General features: G+C 66.6%; 20 protein-coding genes. 13 read left to right on the top strand and 7 right to left on the bottom strand.

From position 1 onward, the window contains the following. Positions 1-92 precede the first annotated feature (92 nt). The 4 genes from GGC47_RS08295 (at position 93) to GGC47_RS08280 (ending at position 3,892) form a co-directional block, all read left to right on the top strand. Positions 93-692: a DUF2239 family protein gene (locus tag GGC47_RS08295; RefSeq protein WP_142022523.1), complete on the top strand. Its 600-nt coding sequence runs from the start codon at positions 93-95 to the stop codon at positions 690-692. Positions 693-696: 4 nt separating this feature from the next. Further along, complete coding sequence (locus GGC47_RS08290; RefSeq protein ID WP_142022522.1) at positions 697-1,122, top strand: DUF1330 domain-containing protein; 426 nt, start codon at positions 697-699, stop codon at positions 1,120-1,122. 126 nt (positions 1,123-1,248) lie between these two features. After that, positions 1,249-2,142 carry a DMT family transporter gene (locus GGC47_RS08285; protein ID WP_142022521.1) on the top strand — a complete coding sequence of 298 codons (894 nt, stop codon included), beginning with the start codon at positions 1,249-1,251 and terminating at the stop codon, positions 2,140-2,142. A gap of 154 nt (positions 2,143-2,296) precedes the next feature. Further along, positions 2,297-3,892, top strand: coding sequence for an EAL domain-containing protein (locus GGC47_RS08280; protein WP_142022520.1), 1,596 nt, complete (start codon positions 2,297-2,299; stop codon positions 3,890-3,892). 15 nt (positions 3,893-3,907) lie between these two features. Here GGC47_RS08280 and gpt read toward each other — a convergent pair whose 3' ends face one another. The 4 genes from gpt to GGC47_RS08260 all read right to left on the bottom strand — a co-directional run bounded on the left by gpt (position 3,908) and on the right by GGC47_RS08260 (position 8,384). Further along, positions 3,908-4,417, bottom strand: a complete 510-nt coding sequence (gene gpt, locus GGC47_RS08275) for a xanthine phosphoribosyltransferase (RefSeq protein ID WP_038358485.1) — start codon at positions 4,415-4,417, stop codon at positions 3,908-3,910. Positions 4,418-4,550: 133 nt separating this feature from the next. After that, entirely contained in the window at positions 4,551-6,317 is a 1,767-nt protein-coding gene (locus GGC47_RS08270; protein WP_185747991.1) for a methyl-accepting chemotaxis protein, read from the bottom strand. Between the two features lie 364 nt (positions 6,318-6,681). Beyond that, a complete protein-coding gene (locus GGC47_RS08265) occupies positions 6,682-7,443 on the bottom strand; it encodes a competence/damage-inducible protein A (RefSeq protein ID WP_038358487.1) in 762 nt (253 codons plus the stop codon). 95 nt (positions 7,444-7,538) lie between these two features. Further along, on the bottom strand, positions 7,539-8,384 hold the full coding sequence (locus GGC47_RS08260) for an FkbM family methyltransferase (RefSeq protein WP_185747990.1): 846 nt from the start codon (positions 8,382-8,384) through the stop codon (positions 7,539-7,541). A gap of 129 nt (positions 8,385-8,513) precedes the next feature. On the opposite strand from GGC47_RS08260, the gene map reads away from it, so the two are divergent. The 8 genes from map to GGC47_RS08220 all read left to right on the top strand — a co-directional run bounded on the left by map (position 8,514) and on the right by GGC47_RS08220 (position 17,244). Further along, on the top strand, positions 8,514-9,338 hold the full coding sequence (map, locus tag GGC47_RS08255) for a type I methionyl aminopeptidase (protein ID WP_038358488.1): 825 nt from the start codon (positions 8,514-8,516) through the stop codon (positions 9,336-9,338). Then, positions 9,335-10,090: a RadC family protein gene (radC, locus tag GGC47_RS08250; protein WP_112764552.1), complete on the top strand. Its 756-nt coding sequence runs from the start codon at positions 9,335-9,337 to the stop codon at positions 10,088-10,090. The genes map and radC overlap by 4 nt, the downstream gene beginning before the upstream one ends. Positions 10,091-10,104: 14 nt before the next feature. Then, positions 10,105-10,470, top strand: coding sequence for a DUF488 domain-containing protein (locus GGC47_RS08245; RefSeq protein ID WP_142022517.1), 366 nt, complete (start codon positions 10,105-10,107; stop codon positions 10,468-10,470). Between the two features lie 165 nt (positions 10,471-10,635). Continuing rightward, on the top strand, positions 10,636-12,051 hold the full coding sequence (locus tag GGC47_RS08240; protein WP_038358494.1) for a circularly permuted type 2 ATP-grasp protein: 1,416 nt from the start codon (positions 10,636-10,638) through the stop codon (positions 12,049-12,051). Between the two features lie 73 nt (positions 12,052-12,124). Beyond that, a complete protein-coding gene (locus GGC47_RS08235) occupies positions 12,125-13,066 on the top strand; it encodes an alpha-E domain-containing protein (protein ID WP_038358495.1) in 942 nt (313 codons plus the stop codon). Positions 13,067-13,237: 171 nt separating this feature from the next. Beyond that, the gene (locus tag GGC47_RS08230) at positions 13,238-14,065 is read left to right on the top strand and encodes a transglutaminase family protein (RefSeq protein ID WP_142022516.1); all 828 of its coding nucleotides are present in this window, start codon (positions 13,238-13,240) and stop codon (positions 14,063-14,065) included. Between the two features lie 101 nt (positions 14,066-14,166). Continuing rightward, entirely contained in the window at positions 14,167-14,916 is a 750-nt protein-coding gene (locus GGC47_RS08225; RefSeq protein ID WP_112764549.1) for a proteasome-type protease, read from the top strand. 168 nt (positions 14,917-15,084) lie between these two features. Then, entirely contained in the window at positions 15,085-17,244 is a 2,160-nt protein-coding gene (locus GGC47_RS08220; RefSeq protein WP_429067624.1) for a putative bifunctional diguanylate cyclase/phosphodiesterase, read from the top strand. 12 nt (positions 17,245-17,256) lie between these two features. On the opposite strand, the gene GGC47_RS08215 is transcribed toward GGC47_RS08220, so the two are convergent. After that, complete coding sequence (locus tag GGC47_RS08215; protein ID WP_429067621.1) at positions 17,257-17,856, bottom strand: exopolysaccharide biosynthesis protein; 600 nt, start codon at positions 17,854-17,856, stop codon at positions 17,257-17,259. 79 nt (positions 17,857-17,935) lie between these two features. After that, on the bottom strand, positions 17,936-18,205 hold the full coding sequence (locus GGC47_RS08210) for an usg protein (RefSeq protein ID WP_429067619.1): 270 nt from the start codon (positions 18,203-18,205) through the stop codon (positions 17,936-17,938). A gap of 197 nt (positions 18,206-18,402) precedes the next feature. Here GGC47_RS08210 and bcsS point away from each other — a divergent pair, with 197 nt between their 5' ends. Further along, positions 18,403-19,107 (top strand): cellulose biosynthesis protein BcsS, encoded by a 705-nt coding sequence (gene bcsS, locus GGC47_RS08205; protein ID WP_429067616.1) that lies wholly within the window; start codon positions 18,403-18,405, stop codon positions 19,105-19,107. A gap of 164 nt (positions 19,108-19,271) precedes the next feature. On the opposite strand, the gene GGC47_RS08200 is transcribed toward bcsS, so the two are convergent. Then, positions 19,272-20,873: an NTP transferase domain-containing protein gene (locus GGC47_RS08200; protein ID WP_370955571.1), complete on the bottom strand. Its 1,602-nt coding sequence runs from the start codon at positions 20,871-20,873 to the stop codon at positions 19,272-19,274. Positions 20,874-20,876 lie beyond the last annotated feature (3 nt).

Below are 20,876 nucleotides of genomic sequence, written 5' to 3'. Positions count from 1 at the left end.
GCAAGCCCGCCTCGCTCGATTAATTTTACCCGGGTCATATTGTCAGAAATCGGATATGTCGCTAGAAGGCCGCAACGCCAGGAGCCTCCGACATGTCCGATCTCGCTGCCCGAACCTGCACCGCTTTCCGGGACGACGCCCATCTCGGCAGCGGCCCGCTTGCCGATGTCGCGCTCGCCGTGAAGGCCACGCTCGAAGCCGCGCCGGCAGCGTCGATCCTCGTCTTCGACGACGCGACCGGCCGCGTGGTCGATCTCGACCTGCGCGGCACGGCAGCAGAAATCGCGGCGCGACTGGCCGCTCCCACCGGCCCCGCCGACCAGCCCGGAGCCGCACCGGCGGAGCGTGGCCGCGGCCGGCCGAAGCTCGGCGTCGTCGCCCGCGAGGTGACCTTGCTGCCCCGCCATTGGGAGTGGCTCTCGGCCCAGCCGGGCGGCGCCTCGCAGGCCCTGCGCCGCCTCGTCGAGGATGCCCGCCGCAACGATGGCGGCCGCAGCCGGGCGAGGCAGGCGCAGGAAGCGGCTTACGCTTTCATCTCCGCCATGGCCGGGAACCGCGAGGGTTTCGAGGAGGCGTCGCGCGCCCTCTTCGCCGGAGATGCCGCAGGTTTCGCCGACCAGAGCCAGAACTGGCCGGCGGATATCCGCGCCTATGCCGCAAGGCTCGCGGCCGACGCCTTCACCCAGGGCTGAGACGATGCAGACCTATCTCGAACCGAGTTGGGAAGCCGGGCGCGATCTCGTCGCCCGCAGCATCGCCGGCGAAGTGGTGATGCTGAACCTGCTGCGCCTGCGCAGCGTTGCCGATTATGCGGCCCACCCGGATCTCGCCCCCGAACGGCCGATCAGCGGCGCGGAAGCCTTCGACCGCTACGTCGCGCATACGCGGCCTTATCTGGAAGCGAGCGGCGGCTCGCTGCTGTTCCTGGCCGAGGGCGGCCCCTTCCTCATCGGCCCGCAGGGCGAACGGTGGGATCGCGCCATGCTGGTCCGGCAGAGATCGGTTGCGGATTTCATCGCCTTCGCCGGCAACGCGGCCTATCTCGCCGGCATCGGCCACCGCACGGCCGCGGTCGAGGATGCGCGGCTGCTGCCACTCGTCTCCCGCCCCCTTCCGGGCTGAAGCAGGCGAAACCGCCATCGCCGGAACGCCGGGACGGGCTGCGTGAAACGCCATTGCCACGGCACGGACCCAAAGGCATAGCCCGCCGGCACCCTTTGCCTTTAGCCCCCTCGACAGAAGCGCATCATGAGTTCCCACACACGGTGGTTCGGCATTCTGTGCGGGCTCGCGACAGCGTTGATCTGGGGCGTCCAGTCCGTGGTTTCGCGCCATGCGATGCTGACCGGCCTGTCGCCGGCCGATGTCACCATCCTGCGTTTCGTCTCGGCCTCCGCCGTGCTGATTCCCTGGGCGGCGACGCGGATCCGCCCCTTTCCCGTCGGGTCGCTCGGCTGGAAGCGGGCCTGGTTCATGGCGCTGCTCATCGGGCCGCTCTACAGCCTGATCCTTGTCGGCGGCGCCCATTTTGCGCCGGCCCTGCACTCGTCGATCATCTCGCCAGGACTGATCCCCGTCTTCACAGCGCTGCTGGTCTTCCTGGTGACCGGCGAGCGCGCCGGGCGGATGCGGCTCGCCGGTCTCTGCACCATCGTCCTCGGCATCGCGATCTTCTCGCGCGACGCGCTGATGGCGACGCCCTCCCGGCCCGATGCCTGGATCGGCGACCTGCTCTTCGTCCTGATCGCCGCGATGTGGTCGGTCTTCGGCCTGCTGGCGCGGCGCTGGGGCGCGAGCTCGGTCGAGGTCACGGTGGCGTCCTGCGTGCTGGCATTGCCGCTGCTCGGCCTCGTCGCCCTCGCGCTGCCGGTCCATATGGCGCAGGTTCCGCTCGCCGAGGTGCTCCTGCAGGCTCTCTACCAGGGCGTGCTGGTCGGGGTCGTCGCGCTCTATCTCTACGCCCGCACCGTCGCGATGTTGGGAGCGGCGAAGGCCACGCTCTTCCTGCCGCTGGTGCCGGTGGTGACCGCGGCCTGCAGCGCACTGCTTCTCGCCGAATACCCCTCGCCGACCGAGATCGCCGGCATGGCGGTCGTCATCGCCGGGATGGTGCTGGCGTTCCGCTCGCCATCGGCGAATTGACGGCATCGAGATCTCGGCTCGGAGGCATCGTCATGCGGCCCCGAAAACCGGCCCTCACACCGAAATCGATTCACCTGCGAAACCAAATATTTATCGGATAGGCGCCATGCTGGCGGGCAGGCCTGACTGACGCAGGCGCCCACCGACAGGCTGCATGGGTCGAAAGCGCGTTCACATCATTGTGCTGGCGGCTGTTCTCGCCGCCGTCGCGGTGATTCTGCCCATCGTGCTGATGCTGCATGTTTCCTGGGTCAGCGCCCTGCGTCGCGAGGAGCGAAACCTGCGGGCCTTCGCCGAGCAAGGAAGCTCGCGAGCCCAGCTCCTTTACGACGAAGTGCGCGATGCGCTCCTCGCCTTGACCAAGGCGGAGATTGTCCCCTGCTCCACACAGCATATCGCGCTGATGCGCGAGATCGTGATGAACAACACCGCGATCAACGAGATCGGCTACTTCAAGGACGGCCGGCTCGTCTGTTCCTCCTGGGGCCAGGTCGCGACGACGGTCACCCGCGCGCCCGTCGACTATGAGACGGCCGACGGGATTGCAGTCACGGTGCGGGTGCAGCCCATCGTGTCACACGTCAAGCCAATGATGGCGCTGCATTTTCGCGACCACAACATCCTGGTCGATCCCTCCCTGCTGGCCGATGTCGCGACCGACACCGACACCCAGCTCGTGATTGCAAGCGAGGGCGGCGTCTTGGTCGCGGCACACGGCGACCCCGACGGCCACCTCGTGAACTCGCTGTTGAAGCAGCCCCGCAGTGGCATCGACGACGACCACATCTTCGCCGCCGCCCGCTCCAAGGATTGGATCGCGATCGCCATCTCCTCGCGGGAGCGGATCGCGCAGACGCTGAGCGAGGAGCGCTGGCTGCTGCTGCCGGTCGCCGGCCTGATGGCCGCCAGCCTCGTGGCCCTGATCACCTGGCTCGCACGCCGACGCCTCTCGCCGCTCGGGGAGCTCGAGCTCGCCCTCCGGAATCGCGAGTTCGTGGCGCATTACCAGCCGATCATCGACATCGAGACCGGCATCTGTGTCGGCGCCGAGGCTCTCGCCCGCTGGCGCCGGCCGGACGGGACGGCGGTCCGGCCCGATTTCTTCATCCCGCTCGCCGAGGAGAACGGGCTGATCGGCGCGCTCACCAACCAGATGGTGGAGGCGGTGATCCGCGACCTCGCCTCCGTCCTCGTCGCCGATCGCTCGCTGCATATCGCACTCAATCTGAGCGCGGAGGATCTCGTCAGCGGACGCGTCCTGGCCTTCATTCAACAAGCCATCGCCGATACGGGAATCCGGACCGAGCAGCTCTGGCTCGAAGCGACCGAGCGCGGCTTCATCGATGTCGAGGCCGCCCGCGCGACGATCATCGAGGCCCGCAGGCTCGGCCACTCCGTCGCCATCGACGATTTCGGCACCGGCTATTCCAGCCTGCAATATCTGCAGCGCCTGCCGCTCGACGCGCTGAAGATCGACAAGGCCTTCGTCGAGACCATCGGCCGGAACGCGGCGACGAGCCCGGTGATCGGCCACATCATTGACATGGCGAAGACGCTCGACCTCCACATCGTCGCGGAAGGCATCGAAACCGAGGAGCAGCTCGCCTATCTGCGCGAGCGCGGCGTGCGGTTCGGTCAGGGCTGGCTGTTCTCCAAGCCTCTCCCGGCCGGGGAGTTCGTCGCCTTCCACCGCCGCCGCCAGCACGAATACGGCCCTGGCCCGGAACTCATCCGGCGCGCCATCGCCTGAGCGGATTGGCCCGGCTCAGCCCTTATGGCCCTTGGCGATCGGCTCGACATAGGTGAGGGCCATGTCCCAGGGAAAGTAGATCCAGGTATCCTGGCTGACCTCGGTGACGAAGGTATCGACCGTCGGCACGCCGGCGGGCTTGGCGTAGACCGTGGCGAAATGCGCGTTGGGCAGCATCTCGCGCACCACGCGCGCCGTCTTGCCGGTATCGGTCAGGTCGTCGACGACGAGCACGCCCTTGCCCTTGCCGTCGCCGATCGCCTTGATGTTCGGCGCGACGTCCTTGAGGACCTTGAGCTCGGACTGGTTCTTGTAGTCGTGGTAGCTCGCGACGCAGACCGTATCGATCAGCCGAAGCCCCAGCTCGCGGCAGATGATCGCCGCCGGCACCAGCCCGCCGCGCGTGATGCAGACCATCGCCTCGAAGGGTCCCTTGTCGGCCAGCCGCCAGGCGAGCGCGCGCGCATCGCGGTGGAACTGGTCCCAGGAAACCGGGAAGGCCTTGTTCGAGGTCGGTTCGGCCATGGCGGAGCGCTCCGGGCTGATCGCGGCGCCAGACGCGCCCTGCTGCAGACCGAAAACCCTATTGCGCCGCCGCTGGCAAGAGGCCGGCGGCGGCGATCCCCAATGGCGCCCGCTATGGGCGCCCTCGCCGGCTTCAGAACTCCGCCCAGCCATCGGCGCCGCCGCCCGCGGCAAGGCGTCTGGCGGGAACCACGGCCGGCCGCGCATTCACCGCGACAGGCGCTGCCGAATGGACGAGGTGCGGACCGGACTGCCGACGCTGGCCGTCGAGCTTGAAGGCCGAGACCATCGTGCTCAGCGCCTCCGTCTCCTGCTGGAGGTCGCGCGCGACCTTCGCGCTCTGGTCGGCCAGCAGTGAATTCTGCTGGGTCATCTCGTCCATATGGGCGACGGTGCGGGCCATCTCGTCGATGCCGTTGGCCTGTTCGACCGTCGCCTGCGAGATCTCGTTGACCGTGCTCGCCACCTTGGAGGCCGCATCGACGATCTCGCGCAGCGTCGCCCCGGCATCCTTGACCAGCCCGACACCGGCTTGAATCTGTTGCGCAGAATTCGCGATCAAAGCCTTGACGCCGTTGGCGGATTCGCTGCAGCGCGCAGCGAGCGCCCGTACCTCCGTCGCCACCACGGCGAAGCCCCGCCCGGCATCGCCCGCACGGGCGGCCTCAACCGCCGCATTGAGCGCGAGCAGGTTGGTCTGGAAGGCGATCTCGTCGATCATCGAGATGATTTCCGAGATTCCGGAGGACGCCTTCTCGATCCGCCCCATCGCATCGACCGCCTCGGTCACGATCGCGCCGCCGCGCGCAGCGACATCGCTCGCCTCGTTGCCGAGCTGCACGGCCATTTTCGAGTTGCCGGCGCTGTGCTTGACGGAAGCCGCGAGCTCCTCGGTCGTCGCCGCCGTCTCCTGGAGGCTCGCGGCATTGGCCTCGGTGCGTTCCGCGAGCTGCTGGCTGTCCGAGGTGATCTTGAGCGATGCGCCGTCGATCCGCACGGAAATGTCGCGCACCGAGCCGATGACCTCGGCAAGCGTGTCCAGCAGGTCGTTGACGCCCGCGCAAAGGGTCGCGACCTCGCCGCTCTTGCCTTCGAGCGGCACCCGGCCGGTCAGATCTTTCGCCTTCGCGCGGGCGATCGTCTCTGAGGTTTCCTGCACCGCTGCCTCGAGTTGCTTGCCCTTGAAGGTGGCGGTGATGTCGGTGGCGAATTTCACGACCTTGTAGGGGCGCCCCTGCGCGTCGAGGATCGGGTTGTAGCTCGCCTGGATCCAGACCTCCTTGCCGCCCTTGCCGATGCGCCGGTACTGGCCGGCATCGTACTCGCCGCGGCCGAGGCGTTCCCAGAACGCCTTGTACGCGCTCGATTCCCGCTCGGTCGGATCGACGAACATGCGGTGATGCTGCCCGGCGATCTCCGGCAGCGCATAGCCCAGAACGGTCAGGAAGTTCTCGTTGGCGTGCAGGATCTTGCCTGTGAGATCGAACGCGATCACGGCTTGCGCCTTGTCGATCGCGGCGCGCTGGCCTTCGAGATCCGCAAGCAGGTTCTTCTGCTCGGTGACGTCATAGGCGTATTTGATCACGCCGACCGGCTTGCCGCCTGACCCCATGATCGGATTGTAGCTCGCCTGGATCCAGACCTCCTTGCCGCTCTTGCCGACGCGCAGATACTGCCCGCGCGAGAATTCGCCACGGCCGAGATCAGCCCAGAACTGCTTATAGGCCGCGCTGCCGCGCTCGTCCGGCGTCACGAACAGGCTGTGATGCTGCCCCTTCACCTCGGCCAGCGAATATCCCATCACGCTGAGGAAGTTTTCGTTGGCATCGAGCACCTTGCCGTCGAGGTCGAACTCGATCACCGCCTGCGAACGATTGATTGCGGCGATCTGCTCCGCCATGCGGCGATTCGATAGAAGACCGGAAAAGAGCGACATCCATACCCCCCGGACAGGCCGCTACGCCTTCCGGTTCGCGGGCCGTCGTCACGATGAAAGTCAAGGAAAATGCCCGCAGCAGGTCGCAGCCACGGGCGCGGCCTGAATTCGCTCCAGCCGCGGTATAGTCATCACATAAAACGGTTTACGAATACTTTAAAAGAGAATGATCTTCCCCAAATAACGTCGACATGTACTACAGAATGAAAGAATAAGTATAATCACTTCTATTCGAGAGCCGCAAAAGCTCAAATTCGCATTACGTCAGGACGATCAAGTAGCCGGCACAGCATATATGCCCGCATAAGTTGTATACACCGCAACAACCTTAGCGAGCACGCTGCCCGTATTCGCGGATCATCTTTTTCACCTCCGCCATTGCAACCTGGAGTTTCTCCGCATCACGCGACCTCACCACAATGTTGGTGTCCGGCCCCGTTTCGGACCAGAACGGATAGGAGCCGATCGAGACGTCGGGATGCGCCTTCGCGACCTCCGCCAGCGGCCCGCCGATATCGCCCTCGCGCAGGCCGGCCTGAACCGTATCGGAGAGGATCTTCGTGCCGGTCGTGAGCGTCGGCGCGACGACGTCGAGCATCGCCTGCATGATCGCGGGCACGCCGGCCATCACATAGACATTGCCGATATTGAAGCCCGGCGCCTTCGAGACCGAATTGGCGATCAGCTCCGCACCGGCCGGGATGCGCGTCATCCGCATCCGCGCCTCATTCAGATCCTCGGCGGCGAAGCGCTCGCGCATCATCGCGACCGCCCGCGGATCGTAGTCGATCGAGACGCCGAAGGCCGCCGCCACCGCATCGGCGGTGATGTCGTCATGGGTCGGGCCGATGCCGCCGGTCGTGAAGACATAGGTGTAGCGGACGCGCAGCGCGTTCAGCGCCGCCACGATTTCGTCGGTGACGTCCGGCACCACCCTGACCTCGCGCAGCTCGATGCCGATATTGGTCAGGTACTCGGCGATATAGCCGATGTTTTTGTCCTTCGTCCGCCCGGACAGGATTTCGTCGCCGATGACGAGGATCGCCGCCGTCACGATGACGGGCGGCTGGCTGCTTTGGCTTGCGGACATGGCGCGGCTCCTGACCTGAGGGTCAAGAGCTAGGGCGTCGCGAGGCTTTGCTCAAGCATCCCCGATTGCGCGCCGGCCATGCCGGCCCTGCGTGCTCAGGTCGGATCGCGCTCGAACAGCATGTTCATGCGGGTCTGCCGGAGCAGCCGGTAGCCGCTGCGCTTCAGCAGCCCGGCCAGGTCGCTCTGCCAGCGCAGGCGCGAATCCTCGATGATGATGAAACCGGGCCAGAGCGAGGGCGGCGCATCGCGCAGGAAGGGCTCGAGGATCAGATCCTCCGCCCCTTCCACATCGAGCTTGATCGCATCGATGCGCTCGTAATGCTCGCTTTCGACGAGCGCGAGCAGCGTCGTCGCCGGCACCTTCACGGGACTGGCCGTGGTCGAGTTGAGAATGCGTACGCTCGATTCGCCGCGATTGGCCGGGTCGATGAACAGTGTCAGCTCGCCGGGCTTGTCGGCCAGCGCGCAGGCCACCGCCTTCACCGTGCCGAACGGGTTCTGTGCGATGTTATAGGCGAGGCGGGCGAACACGTCCGGCTGCGGCTCGACCGCCAGGACGCGGGCGCTGCGCCCGGCGCGGGCGGCGACGAAGAGCGAATAGGCGCCGATATTCGCGCCCACATCGATGAAGGTGAAGCCGTCGCGCAGGCGCGAGGCCAGCATCTCCAGCTCGATCGGATCGAAATATTGCGGCGTGAACAGCACCCGCTTCTCGCAGATATTGCCGTTCGGATGGAGCCTCATCTTGGCGCCGAGCGCCTCGATGTCGACCGGCGCACCCTCGAGTGCGCGCAAGCCGATGCTGCGCAGCGCATAGGCGCTCTTCCGGCCGAAAAAATTATCCGGGGCAGCGCGTGTCCGGGAAATGATGCGCGCTACGAAGGGTTTCGGTGCGAAGGCGCCGAAGGGCTGCTCTTCCGCCGTGCTGGGTTCGATCATGGCCATTGCGGCAGCCTGATACACCGTGCGGCGGCGCAACACCAGCCATTCGGGAGCGCGAATGCCGCTTCCGGCTTGCCTCCGCCGGCAAACGCAATAGATATGGGATCAAGGAGTTCTCCGCGCGCAATGACATTCGAAGACACCATCGGCCGTTCGCGTTCGCGCGAGCCCGTCATCAAGATCCACGGCCCCGAGGCCTTCGCCGCCATGCACAAGGCCGGCCGGCTGACGGCGGCCGGGCTCGACATGCTCGGCGCCTACGTCAAGCCCGGCGTCACGACGCAGCGCCTCGACGATCTCGCTTTCCAGTTCGCCATGGACAACGGCGCCTATCCGGCGACCTTGTTCTATCGCGGCTACACCAAGTCGATCTGCACCTCGATCAACCATGTCGTCTGCCACGGCATCCCCGACGACAAGCCGCTGCGCGAGGGCGACGTCCTCAATATCGACTACACGCTGATCGTCGATGGCTGGCACGGCGATTCCAGCCGCATGTACGGCGTCGGCGAGATCTCGCGAAAGGCCGAAAGGCTGGTCGAGATCACCTATGAAAGCCTGCTGCGCGGCATCAAGGCGGTGCGTGCCGGCGCCACCACCGGCGATATCGGCTTCGCCATCCAGCGCTATGCCGAGGGCGAGCGCTGCTCGGTCGTCCGCGACTTCTGCGGCCACGGCATCGGCCAGCTCTTTCACGACGCTCCGAACATCCTGCACTATGGCAGCCCGGGCGAAGGCATCGAGCTCAAGCCCGGCATGGTCTTCACCATCGAGCCGATGATCAATCTCGGAAAGCCGGGCGTGAAGGTGCTGTCCGATGGCTGGACGGCGGTGACGCGCGACCGCTCGCTCTCCGCCCAGTTCGAGCATCAGATCGGCGTCACCGAAACGGGTTGCGAGATCTTCACGCTCTCGCCGGCCGGCCTCGACAATCCGCTCGCCCCGAAATGAGCGTCGGCATCGGCAAGGGATCACGCAAGGCGCCCGCGCCTGCTGCCTTTGCCGAAGCTGCCGCCTCGCCGCCGACCCCGCATTATCACGGCCATCGCGACCGCCTGCGTGCCCGCTTCCAGGAGGCCGGCGCCGATGCGCTGCCTGATTACGAATTGCTCGAGCTCTTGCTCTTCCGCTCGATCCCGCAGCGGGACGTCAAGCCGCTCGCCAAGGAGCTGGTCCAGCGCTTCGGCTCCTTCGCCGAGGTGCTCGCCGCGCCGGCCTCCCGCCTGACCGAGGTGAAGGGCGTGGGCGAAGGCGTGGCGCTCGATCTCAAGATCGTCGAAGCCGCGCTGAAGCGCATGGCCAAGGGCGCCGTCGCCAAGCGCACGGTCCTGTCCTCCTGGTCCTCCGTCCTCGACTATTGCCGCATGGCGATGGCCTTCGCCGAGCGCGAGCAGTTCCGCATCCTCTTCCTCGACAAGAAGAACGCGCTGATCGCCGACGAGGTGCAGCAGACCGGCACGGTCGATCATACGCCGGTCTATCCGCGCGAGGTGATGCGCCGCGCGCTGGAGCTCTCGGCCTCGGCCATCATCCTCGTCCATAACCACCCCTCGGGCGACCCGACTCCCTCCGGCGCCGACATGCGGATGACGCGCGAGCTGGTCGATATCGCCAAGCCACTCGGCATTGCGATCCACGACCACATCATCGTCGGCCGCGACGGCCATGCGAGCTTCCGCAGCCTGGGGCTGATCGAGGGCTGAGCGCGGAGGCAGCTATGGCGCCATTATCGGTCAAGCGCGTCTACGATCCCCCCTCCCCGGAGGACGGTACTCGCATCCTGGTCGACCGGCTCTGGCCGCGCGGCGTGAGGAAGGAGCGGATCGATCTCTGGCTCAAGGACATCGCGCCGAGCGATGCCTTGCGGCACGAATTTCACGGTCATCCGGATCAGTGGGAAACCTTCCGCGCGGCCTATGCGGCCGAGCTCGGCAGCGCTTCGGCACAGGCCGCGCTTGCCATTCTGATCGAGAAGATCGCCGCCGGCCCGGTGACGCTGCTCTATGCCGCCAGGGACGAGGCCCGCAACAACGCCGAAGCGCTGCGCCTGTGGCTTGTTGGGCATCCTCCGGCGAGCGGCTGATCGCGGCTGCGCCTTCCGTAACGGCGGGTCTTAGACTATTCGCCGAGCCGGCCCGCCCGCTTCTGCCCAAGGAATAGGCATGCTTGCCCCTTTGGCCGGCTTGCCCCCCTCTTCCCGAACGCCTGCGAATGCGCATAGGCTGACGAAAATGGGGATGACGGCCGCATGGTTGCGTTCGATGAAATGACCGGCTCGGGGCAGGAGTTGAGGCCAGCCTATGACGCGCTCGACCGCTGGCTGAAGGAGGCTCCGGCCGAAACGCTGGCGCTAAGGCGCTCGCAGGCGGAACTCTTCTTCCGGCGCATCGGCATCACCTTCGCAGTCTATGGCGACGAGGAATCGACCGAGCGCCTGATCCCCTTCGACATCATCCCGCGCGTCCTCACCAAGCCGGAGTGGACGAAGCTGGAAGCGGGGCTGCGCCAGCGCGTCACCGCGCTCAACATGTTCCTGGCCGATGTCTACGGACCCAAGGAATGCCTGAAGGCCGGCATCATCCCGCCCGATCTGGTCTATCGCAACGCCTGCTACCAGCTCGAAATGGTCGACTTCAAGGTGCCGCACGGCGTCTATTGCCACATCGCCGGCATCGACGTCGTGCGGGTCGACGCAGACACATTCTATGTGCTCGAGGACAATGCCCGCACGCCGTCGGGCGTCTCCTACATGATGGAAAACCGGGAGGTGATGCTCAGGCTCTTCCCGGAGCTTTTCGCGATGCACCGCGTCGCCCCCGTCGACAACTACCCGGACCAGCTCCTGGCGACGCTGCGCTCGGTCGCGCCGCGCAGCGCGCCTTCGGACCCGACGATCTGCCTGCTGACGCCCGGCCAGTACAATTCGGCCTTCTACGAGCACTCCTTCCTCGCCGACAAGCTCGGCGTCGAGCTGGTCGAGGGCTCGGACCTGCTGGTCAAGGACGACGTGGTCTACATGCGCACCACGCAAGGGCCGAAGCGTGTCGACGTGATCTACCGGCGCATCGACGACGACTTCATCGACCCGCTCGTCTTCCGCGGCGATTCCGTGCTCGGCGTGCCCGGCATCATCGGCGCCTACAAGGCCGGCAACGTCACGCTGGCCAACGCCGTCGGTACCGGGGTCGCCGACGACAAGGCGGTCTACAGCTACATGCCTGAAATCGTGAAGTTCTTCACCGGCGAGGAGCCGATCCTGAAGAACGTCCCGACCTTCCGCTGCCGCGAGCCGGAGGCGAACGCCTATGTGCTCGACAATCTGGAGAAGCTCGTCGTCAAGGAGGTCAACGGCTCGGGTGGCTACGGCATGCTCGTCGGCCCGCACGCCAACAAGGCGCAGATCGAGACCTTCCGCCGCAAGCTGAAGGCGAGCCCGGAAGGCTTCATCGCCCAGCCGACGCTGGCGCTCTCGACCTGCCCCACCTTCGTCGCCTCGGGCGTGGCGCCGCGCCATGTCGACCTGCGGCCCTATGTGCTCTCCGGCGCCAACGGCATCTCCTGCGTGCCGGGCGGGCTGACCCGCGTCGCGCTGAAGGAAGGTTCGCTCGTCGTCAATTCCAGCCAGGGCGGCGGCACCAAGGACACCTGGGTGCTCGACGCATGACGCGCTCTCCCGATCGCCTCAACGCTCCCTTCCGGATGCTGCCTGCCTCGCCGCGGAAAGGCCCTCGCTGACCATGCTCTCCCGCACCGCAGACAGCCTCTACTGGGTTTCCCGCTATGTCGAGCGGGCCGAATGCCTCGCCCGCATCCTCGATGCGACGACCCGTCTCACCAACCTGCCTTCGACCTATGGCGGCGCCGGCACCGAGTGGCAGAGCGCGGTCCTGACCGCCGGCTGCGAGGACACCTTCGCCCAGGCCTATAGCGAAGCGAACGAACGCAATGTCTGCGACTTCCTGACCTTCAACCCCGACAACCCCTCCTCGATCCGCAACTGCCTCGCCTTGGCGCGCTCGAACGCGCGGGCGGTGCGCACGGCGCTGACCTCGGAGATGTGGGACGCGCTGAACGGCGCCTGGCTCGAGTTGCAACGCTTCGAGAAGAAGCGCATGGACCGCGAGGAATTCGCCCGCTTCCTCGACTGGGTGAAGAATGTCTCGCTGGTCTTCGACGGCTCGGCCTACCGCACCATGCTGCGCGACGACGGCTACTGGTTCTCGCGGCTCGGCGTCTATCTCGAGCGCGCCGACAACACCGCCCGCATCCTCGACGTGAAGTATCACGTCCTCCTGCCGGCCAACGAGCAGATCGGCGGCTCGCTCGACTATTTCCAGTGGACCACGGTGCTGCGCGAGGTCTCGGCGCTGACCGCCTATCACTGGGTCTATCGCGAGGCGGTAAAGCCGGTGCTCATCGCCGATCTGCTGATTCTGAACCGGCGCATGCCGCGCTCTCTCGCCGCCTGCTACGAAAACATCTCGCGCTTCCTCGACTCGCTCGGCGACGCCTATGGCCGGCAGGGCGCGGCCCAGCGCCAGGCGCGCCGGACTCTGGCGAACCTCAGCAACACGCGCATCGAGAACATCTTCCAGCACGGGCTGCACGAGTTCATCGAGGACTTCATCACGGAAAACAACGGCCTCGGCAATACGATCGTCGAGCAATACCTGCAGTGACCCGCTCGCCTCGCCGCGAACCGGCAGGTAGAACGACAGATATCCAGAGCATTTTCGAGCGAAGTGGTCACCGGTTCGCGTGAAGAAAATGCGATAAAACAACGAGATAGACCCTTTCCGCGCTTCAGGGAAACGCGGAAAGGGTCTAAACGCCCGGAACGGCCGAGACCCATGCGGATCAGGATCTCCCACACGATCAGCTACGAATATGCCGAGCCGGCCCGGCATATCGCGCAGATCCTGCGCCTGACGCCACGCGACCATGACGGCCAGCACGTCATGTCGTGGCGGATCGAGCCCAGCATCGACGGGCGCCTGCGGGCTTCGCAGGATGCGCATGGCAATATCGTTCACACCTTCTACGCCGACGGCCCGATCTCCGCGCTCGGGATCAAGGTCGACGGGCTGATCGAAACCGTCGATCTCGCCGGTGTCATCCGTGGCGGGCTGGAGCGGGTCCCTTGCGACGTCTATCGGCGCGACACCCTTCTGACCGCGCAGGACGATGCGCTGCGCGCCTTCACCGACGAAGCCGCCGCCGGCGCCGGCACGCCGCTTTCGCAGATGCATGCGCTGATGGCCGCGGTCCATGAGCGCATGACCTGCCTCGACGCCAGCGGACACACCGGCGTTGGCGCACCGGCTGCCTTTGCGGCGGGCGAGGCGATCGCGCAGGATATCGCCCATGTCTTCATGGCCTGCGCGCGCCATCTCGGGCAGCCGGCACGCTACGTCTCCGGCTATGTCGCGCGATCGGGCGATCTGCCCCTGGGCAGCGGCGCCCATGCCTGGGCCGAGGTCTATCTCGATGGCTATGGCTGGATCGGCTTCGACAGCGCGAATGGCCTGTGCCCCATCGACACACATGTGCGTGTCGCGGTAGGGCTGGATTTCGCCGACGCCGCCCCTGTCCGGGGCTCGCGCCAGGGCGGCGGAGGCGAGAACCTCAACGTTCTCGTCACGGCACAAGAAGCCGGCAGTCGGCAGGTCAATCAATAGCCGTAGCTGGCGGCCGAAACTTAAGCCGGCCACGTTGATTCGATTTGGTCGGATCAGGCCACAAGCGATTGACGGACTTAAGAGATCGAAGGACCGCGACCGTGACCTATTGCGCCGGAATCCTCGTGCAGGACGGGCTGGTGATGATCGCCGACACCCGCACCAATGCCGGGCTCGACGATATCTCGACCTTCCGCAAGCTCCACATCTTCTCCTGGCCGGGCGACCGCAGTTTCGGGCTGGCGACGGCCGGCAACCTCTCGATCACGCAATCGGTCATCAGCTTCCTGCACGAGGGACTGCCCCATCCCGAGACCGGCGAGATCGAGACGCTGCGGAACGCGACCACCATGTTCCGAGCGGCCCAGCTCGTCGGCCGCTGCATCCGCCATGTCCGGGAGATCGACGGGCCGGCGCTCGACGAGGCCGGCGTCAAGTTCGAGATGTCCATGCTGTTCGGCGGGCAGATCAAGGGCCAGCCGATGCGGCTCTTCATGATCTACGGCGCCGGCAACTTCATCGAATGCGGCATCGACGCGCCCTTCCTGCAGATCGGCGAGCACAAATACGGCAAGCCGATCCTCGACCGGGCCGTCACCTTCAAGACCCATCTCTACGATGCCCTCAAGGTCGGGCTCATCTCGATGGATTCGACGATGCGCTCCAATCTCGGCGTCGGCCTGCCGATCGATCTGCTGGTCATGCGCCGCGATGCCGAAGACCTTGAGCTCAACCGCCGCATCGAGGCCGGAGAACCCTATTTCCACGATCTGCGCGAGCGCTGGTCCGCCGCGCTGCGGGCCGCCCACATGGCGATTCCGCGCCCGCCCTACGGGCCCAGCTCCCCGTAAAGGCTCCGGCCCTTCGTCAAGCCGGCCTCATTTTCGCGGTAAATCCCGGCGCCAAGGCAACGGGATGTCAATACTTACGCGGTTAGCTCGCATCGAAGGATCGATGCCGGACGTGCAATGCTGCAACCTGCCACCGCGAAGATGACGAACGCGGGTTCATCCGCGCGCATGTTCGCGAGCACCGTCGCGACGCTGGGCTGCGCGTTCCTGCTCCTGCTGGCCGTCGGTGCGGCCGTGGTGATCGCGATCACGCGCGAGGCCAATCGGCTCGAAGCCCAACGCCAGCGCGAGCGCATCGAAGCCGCCTTCAACAATCAGATTCGCGCCAGCGAGCTCAGGTTGGAACGGCTGGCCATCGCGGGCGCCTTCCAGGAGACGCTGCGCGGACCGGAGCCCCATACCGGACTGCAGAACGCCTTCAGCCGCCTGGGCGGCCAGCTCGCCGATTTCGACGGAGCCTATATCGCATCGGCATCCGGAACCGTCCTCGCCGGCGTCGAAGCGGGCGAGCCCGCCGGCCAGGCCGGCTATGACGGCCTGCGACATTTCAGCGGCTTCATTCCCGGAGGAAACTCCCGGCCCGTGGCCGGCAGCCTATCCTCCGATCGCGGCTCGGCCTGGTCGACCATCGCCAGCAACGGCAGCGACACGATCCTGCTGATGGTGATCGACTTGTCGCGCATCGCGACGCCGGTTCACTCGCCGTCGCTGGGGCGGCTGTCCTTCGTCGCCTATCGGCGGTTGTCCGGTACGATGCTGGCCGAGCTGGCGGATGGCTACCGCGTCGCCGGCATGCGCCTCGTCGATCGACAGCCCTCCGACGCGCTGTCGAGCCTGCCCATTCCCTCACCGGACGCATCGGTCAGCACCTGGCTGACCTGGACTCCGGACCGCCCCGGCGACGTCATGCTGGAACGCTTCCTCTGGGCCCTGATCTCGGTCGGCGTGCTTTTCTCCGGTATCATCGTCTTCGTAGTGCAGCGCCTGCGCGCGGCAGCCGTGCAGATCACGCTACGCGAGCAGGAGATCCAGCGCCTGGCCGGCCAGGACGAATTGTCGCTGCTGCCCAACCGGCGCAGCTTCGACCTGACCTTCGACCAGGCACTCGCCCGGCTCGACCGCGGCGCCTCGGCGCTTGCGGTGTTTCTCATCGATCTCGATCGCTTCAAGGCCGTCAACGACACTTATGGCCATACGGCCGGCGACGAGCTCATCCGCCAGGTCGCCAACCGGCTCCTCGGCACCGTGCGGGCGGGCGATACGGTGGCGCGCCTGGGCGGCGACGAATTCGGCGTCATCCAGGCGCATGCCTCCCCAACCGGCTCGGCGGCGCTGGGCGAGCGGATCCTGGCCGCTCTCACCGCCCCCTTCACCGTCATGGGCGTCGAGGTCACCATCGGCTGCTCGGTCGGCATCGCCCTGGCACCGCGCGACGGCGCGAAGCGCGAGACGCTGCTCAAGCTCGCCGACACCGCGCTCTACGAGGCGAAGAACAGCGGCCGCAACCGCTGGTCCTTCTTCGAGCCCCAGATGAACCGCGCGCTCCAGGTCAAGCGCATGGTCGAGGACGATCTGCGCAACGCCATCGAGCAGGACAAGCTGACCCTGCACTACCAGCCTCAGGTCTCGATCGACGGCTCCACCATCATCGGCGTCGAGGCGCTCGTGCGCTGGCCGCATCCGGAGCATGGCATGATCCCGCCTTCGGAGTTCATCGCCATCGCCGAGGAGCGCGGGCTCATCGTGCCGCTGAGCGAATGGGTGCTGCGGCGCGCCTGCCAGGAAGCCAGGCGCTGGAAGGGCGTCCGCCTCGCCGTCAACGTCTCGCCGATCCAGTTCCGCCACAAGGACTTCGTCGCCAACGTCATCCGCATCATCGGGGAGACGGATTTCGATCCCGGCCAGCTCGAACTGGAACTGACCGAAGGCGTGCTGATCGAGGATGCCGACGCGGCCGAAACCGCGATGATGGACATCAGGGCCCATGGCGTCGGACTTGCTCTCGACGATTTCGGCACGGGCTATTCGAGCCTGATCTATCTGCGCCGCTTCGCCTTCGACAAGATCAAGATCGACCGCTCCTTCCTCGAATACATGGAAGAAACCGGCGAATCCGCGATCCTGGTCCATTCGATGGCGCATCTCGGCCGCGCGCTCGGCCTGCGCGTCTGCGCCGAGGGCGTGGAGACGGCCGAGCAGCACCGCTTCCTCCAGGCCATCGGCTGCCACGAACTGCAGGGCTTCCTCTTCTCGCGGGCGGTTCCCGCCGAGGAGATCGACCGGCTGCTCGCGGTGAACAACCCTTTTGCTGAAGTGCTCGCTGCCTGACCGGACACCCGATCAGAACAGCAGCTCCTGGATGCCGCTGAAGATCGCATAGGCGAAACCGGCACTGAGCGCGAGCCCGATCGCCCCGATGACCGCCCCCGCGATGATCAGCACGCCGTCGCGCTCGACCATCCCGAGCCCGACCAGGCAGACGGCGAGCCCGAGGGGGATCTGCCCGATGAACGGCGCCGCGACGATCAGCCCCAGCGCCAGGATCAGGATGACGAGCCCGAGGATCGGCACCGCATAGGGACCGCCGAGCATCGTCAGCCGCGGCCGCGAGAAACGCTCGAGCCAGATCAGGGGCGGCAGCGCCCGCTCGATGGCGCGGTTGAGCTCCGGCTTGCCGATGCTACGCCTGAGCAGCGTCTGCGGCAGCCAGGGCGTCTTCCGGCCGGGCAGCATCTGCAGCGCGACGAAGGCCAGGACAAGCCCGCAGACCAGCGGAATCGGCGGCGGCATCGGCAGGCAATTGGGCAGGCCGAGCAGCACCACAAGCAGCGCATAGGCGCGATCCTGCAGCGCCGCGATGATGGTGCCGACCTCGACACGCTCCCCGGGCAGACCGGCCAGCGCCTTCAGAAGTCCGGATGTGCGTAAGGGAGATGACAAGAGAGCCAGGCCGTGCCGGATTGAGCTGCCCGCCTAGCACGGCGGGGCAACCCGCAACAAGCACGCGCCACGCAGGCGCTCAATGCAGTGTCAGCACATCGTTGACGCTGCGGATCTCCGCCGGCCGGATCAGTCGCGAATGCGCGACGGTGACGGAATGCACCGGCCCGTCGAGCTCGCGCCGCCAGAAATCCAGAAATTCATGCAGCACGGGAAAGCGCGGAGCGACGTCGTATTGCTGCCAGATGAAGGTCTGCAGCACACTGAGATGATCGGGCATGCGATACAGGATCGTCGCCGTCGTCAGCCCATAGCCCTCGAGCTGCCTGATGAAGTCCTCTGAAACCATCTGCACCTCCCCTCCCAGCGGGATTGAAAGCTTAGCCGGATGCGTCGAGGCTGCGCCCGGTTGGTTAACAAAAGCTTGCAAGCTTACTCCCAAACTGCTGCAATTCTTAGGCTCGTCTGCGGCGCAAGGGGACGCTCGGCGGGCCGGGGGCATGCGTGGCGTGGGGTAGCCGCAGAACCGGTCGGACCAGGCTGGCGATGGTCGTCGCGGCCCTGCCCCTGTCCGTCTGTTCGGCCGCCCTTGCCGAGGACGATGAAGCGGATGAGGAGCGTTCCCGGCTTTCGACCGTGATCTTCGGCTCGATGGAGGCCGGCCCGACCAAGACCTTCCTGTCGGTCGGAATGAAGCGCGCCATCGGCGGCGGCCTGGCCCAGAGCGGCTTCCGCCTCTTCCTGAAGGCTGGCGGATCGCAGGAACAGACGCGGCGCCAGTCGCCGCGCGGCACCACCTACAAGGCCGAGACCCAGACGCTGCTCGGCTATGAATGGCGCATCGGCGACACGTTCGTCGCCCTTTATGCCGGCTCCGACGTCCAGAGCGAGAGGCGCGACGAGCCACTCGGCCCGTCGCTGATCGAGACACGTTACGGTGCGCGATTGCAGGCCGATCTCTGGTCCACGCCGCTGCCGGGCATGATGTTCCAGGCCAGTGCCTATGCCTCGACGCTGGACCGGCGCCTCTGGGCGCGTGCCGCTCCCGGCTGGCAGATGCCGCTCGGCTTCTATATCGGACCGGAGGTCGAAGCCTATCGCGAACGGGACTATCGCAAGCTGCGCCTTGGACTGCATCTGACGGGCCTGCGCCTGCTCGGCCTCGAATGGCGCCTCGCCGGCGGCTGGCAGCGCACCAGCGACCGGCCCTCCGAGGCTTACGCGACGCTCGGCCTGCACTGGCAGCGCTGACGAAAATGCGCGAACCCTCATCCTGAGGAGCCGCGGAGCGGCGTCTCGAAGGATGGTCCAGATGGCTCCGGAGCCTCGTGAGGCATTCTTCGAGACGCCAATCCCTTGGGAATGGCTCCTCAGGATGGGGGCTCAGGGCACAAACGGCCGCTACAGGCGAGCCGTCAACCCTGCAACGCCCTGAGCGCTTCCGGCGTATCGACGTCGATGGCGATGGCCGGATCCTCGAAGGGAACCTCGACGACGCGGCTACCGGCCTCGTCAAGCAGGCGGCGAGCCCCGCGATCCCCGGTCAGCAGCGAAACCGCGGGGAAGATCGGCCGCGCCAGCAGCACCGGGTTGCCGCGATGGCCGAACAGCGTCGGCACCACGGCCAGCGAATCCGGCTGCTGGAGATGGCTTTCGGCCAGGCGCTCTATGACCTGCGACGTCACATTGGGCATGTCGCCGAGCGAGATCACCGCCGCTTCGACCTCGGACGGCAGCGCCGCCACCCCGGCGCGAACCGAGCCGGCCAGCCCCGAAGCATAATCGGGATTGTGCACGAAGCGGATCGGCAGGTCGGAAAGAGCGGCCTCCACCGCCTCCTTCTGATGGCCGGTGACGACCAGCACCGGATCGAGCCGGGCCTCGAGCTGCGCCTCGACGGCATAACGCACGATCGGCTTGCCGCGCAGCTCCTGCAGGAGCTTGTTGTCGGCGCCCATCCGGGTCGAGCGGCCGGCCGCCAGGACGATCCCGGCAATATGTCCGGGGCCATGTTGCCCCGGCGCGCGCGGCTGCGGCCGCGAGACGATCTCCATCAGGAGCCCGCCCACGCCCATGCGCTGGACATCGGCGCGGCCGACGCGGATGCCCGCCAGATGGCGCTGCAGCACCCAGTCGAAGCTGTTCTCCTTGGGCGAGCGCGCGCAGCCCGGCGCGCCGATCACCGGCTTGCCGTCGATCTCGCCGAGCATCAGCAGATTGCCGGGATCGACCGGCATGCCGAGATGCTCGACCCGTCCGCCCGCCTCGATCAGCGCTTGCGGGATCACGTCGCGCCGGTCGGTGATCGCCGAGGCGCCGAAGACGACGATGATGTCGCTGTCGCCTTTCGCCAGCACCCCGATGCTCTCCGCCAGCGGCGTCGTCTCATGCGGCACGCGCCTGTCGGCCGAAAGGACCGCGGCCGCCGGCGCCAGCCGGTCCATCATGACGCGCATCGTCTTGTCGACGACGCTGGGCTTGAGCCCCGGCAGGATCGTCGAGATCACGCCGACCTTCGAGGGGCGATAGGCCGCGACCGCGATGGCCCGCTCCGGGCCGAGTGCAGCGAGCGCCTGCTCGACCCGCGTTTCCGAGACGGCATAGGGAATGATCTTGACGGTGGCGATGAGCTCGCCGGCGACGACCGCCTTGAGTGCCGGCAGCGTCGCCACCGTGATCGCCTCGTCGACGGTGTTGAAGGCGTCGATCGCCGCGACATCGACCGTGAGCACGCCCGCCGTCGTCGCGAACATGTTGACGCGCCCCGTGAAGGGGGCTTCCGCGACGATGCCCTTGCCGGTCAGGCGCGCGGCAAGCCGCGAGGCAGCCTCGTTCTCCGCGACATCCCCGGGCTCCAACCGCACGGCGACGATCTCGCCGATACCGGCTTCGGCGAGCCCGGCTGCGATCTCAGCGGTGACCAGCGCGCCCTTCTTCACCGTCGTCGCGCCCGCCCGGATCGTATGGGCGGCGATGCAGCCGACGGAATCGGCGATGGCGATGGGGCCGAACTTCATGAT

It is taken from the genome of Allobosea sp. OAE752, from assembly GCF_050433265.1.
GTDB classification, from domain to species: Bacteria; Pseudomonadota; Alphaproteobacteria; order Rhizobiales; family Beijerinckiaceae; genus Allobosea; species Allobosea spartocytisi.
This window is presented reverse-complemented; position numbering and strand designations above follow the sequence as displayed.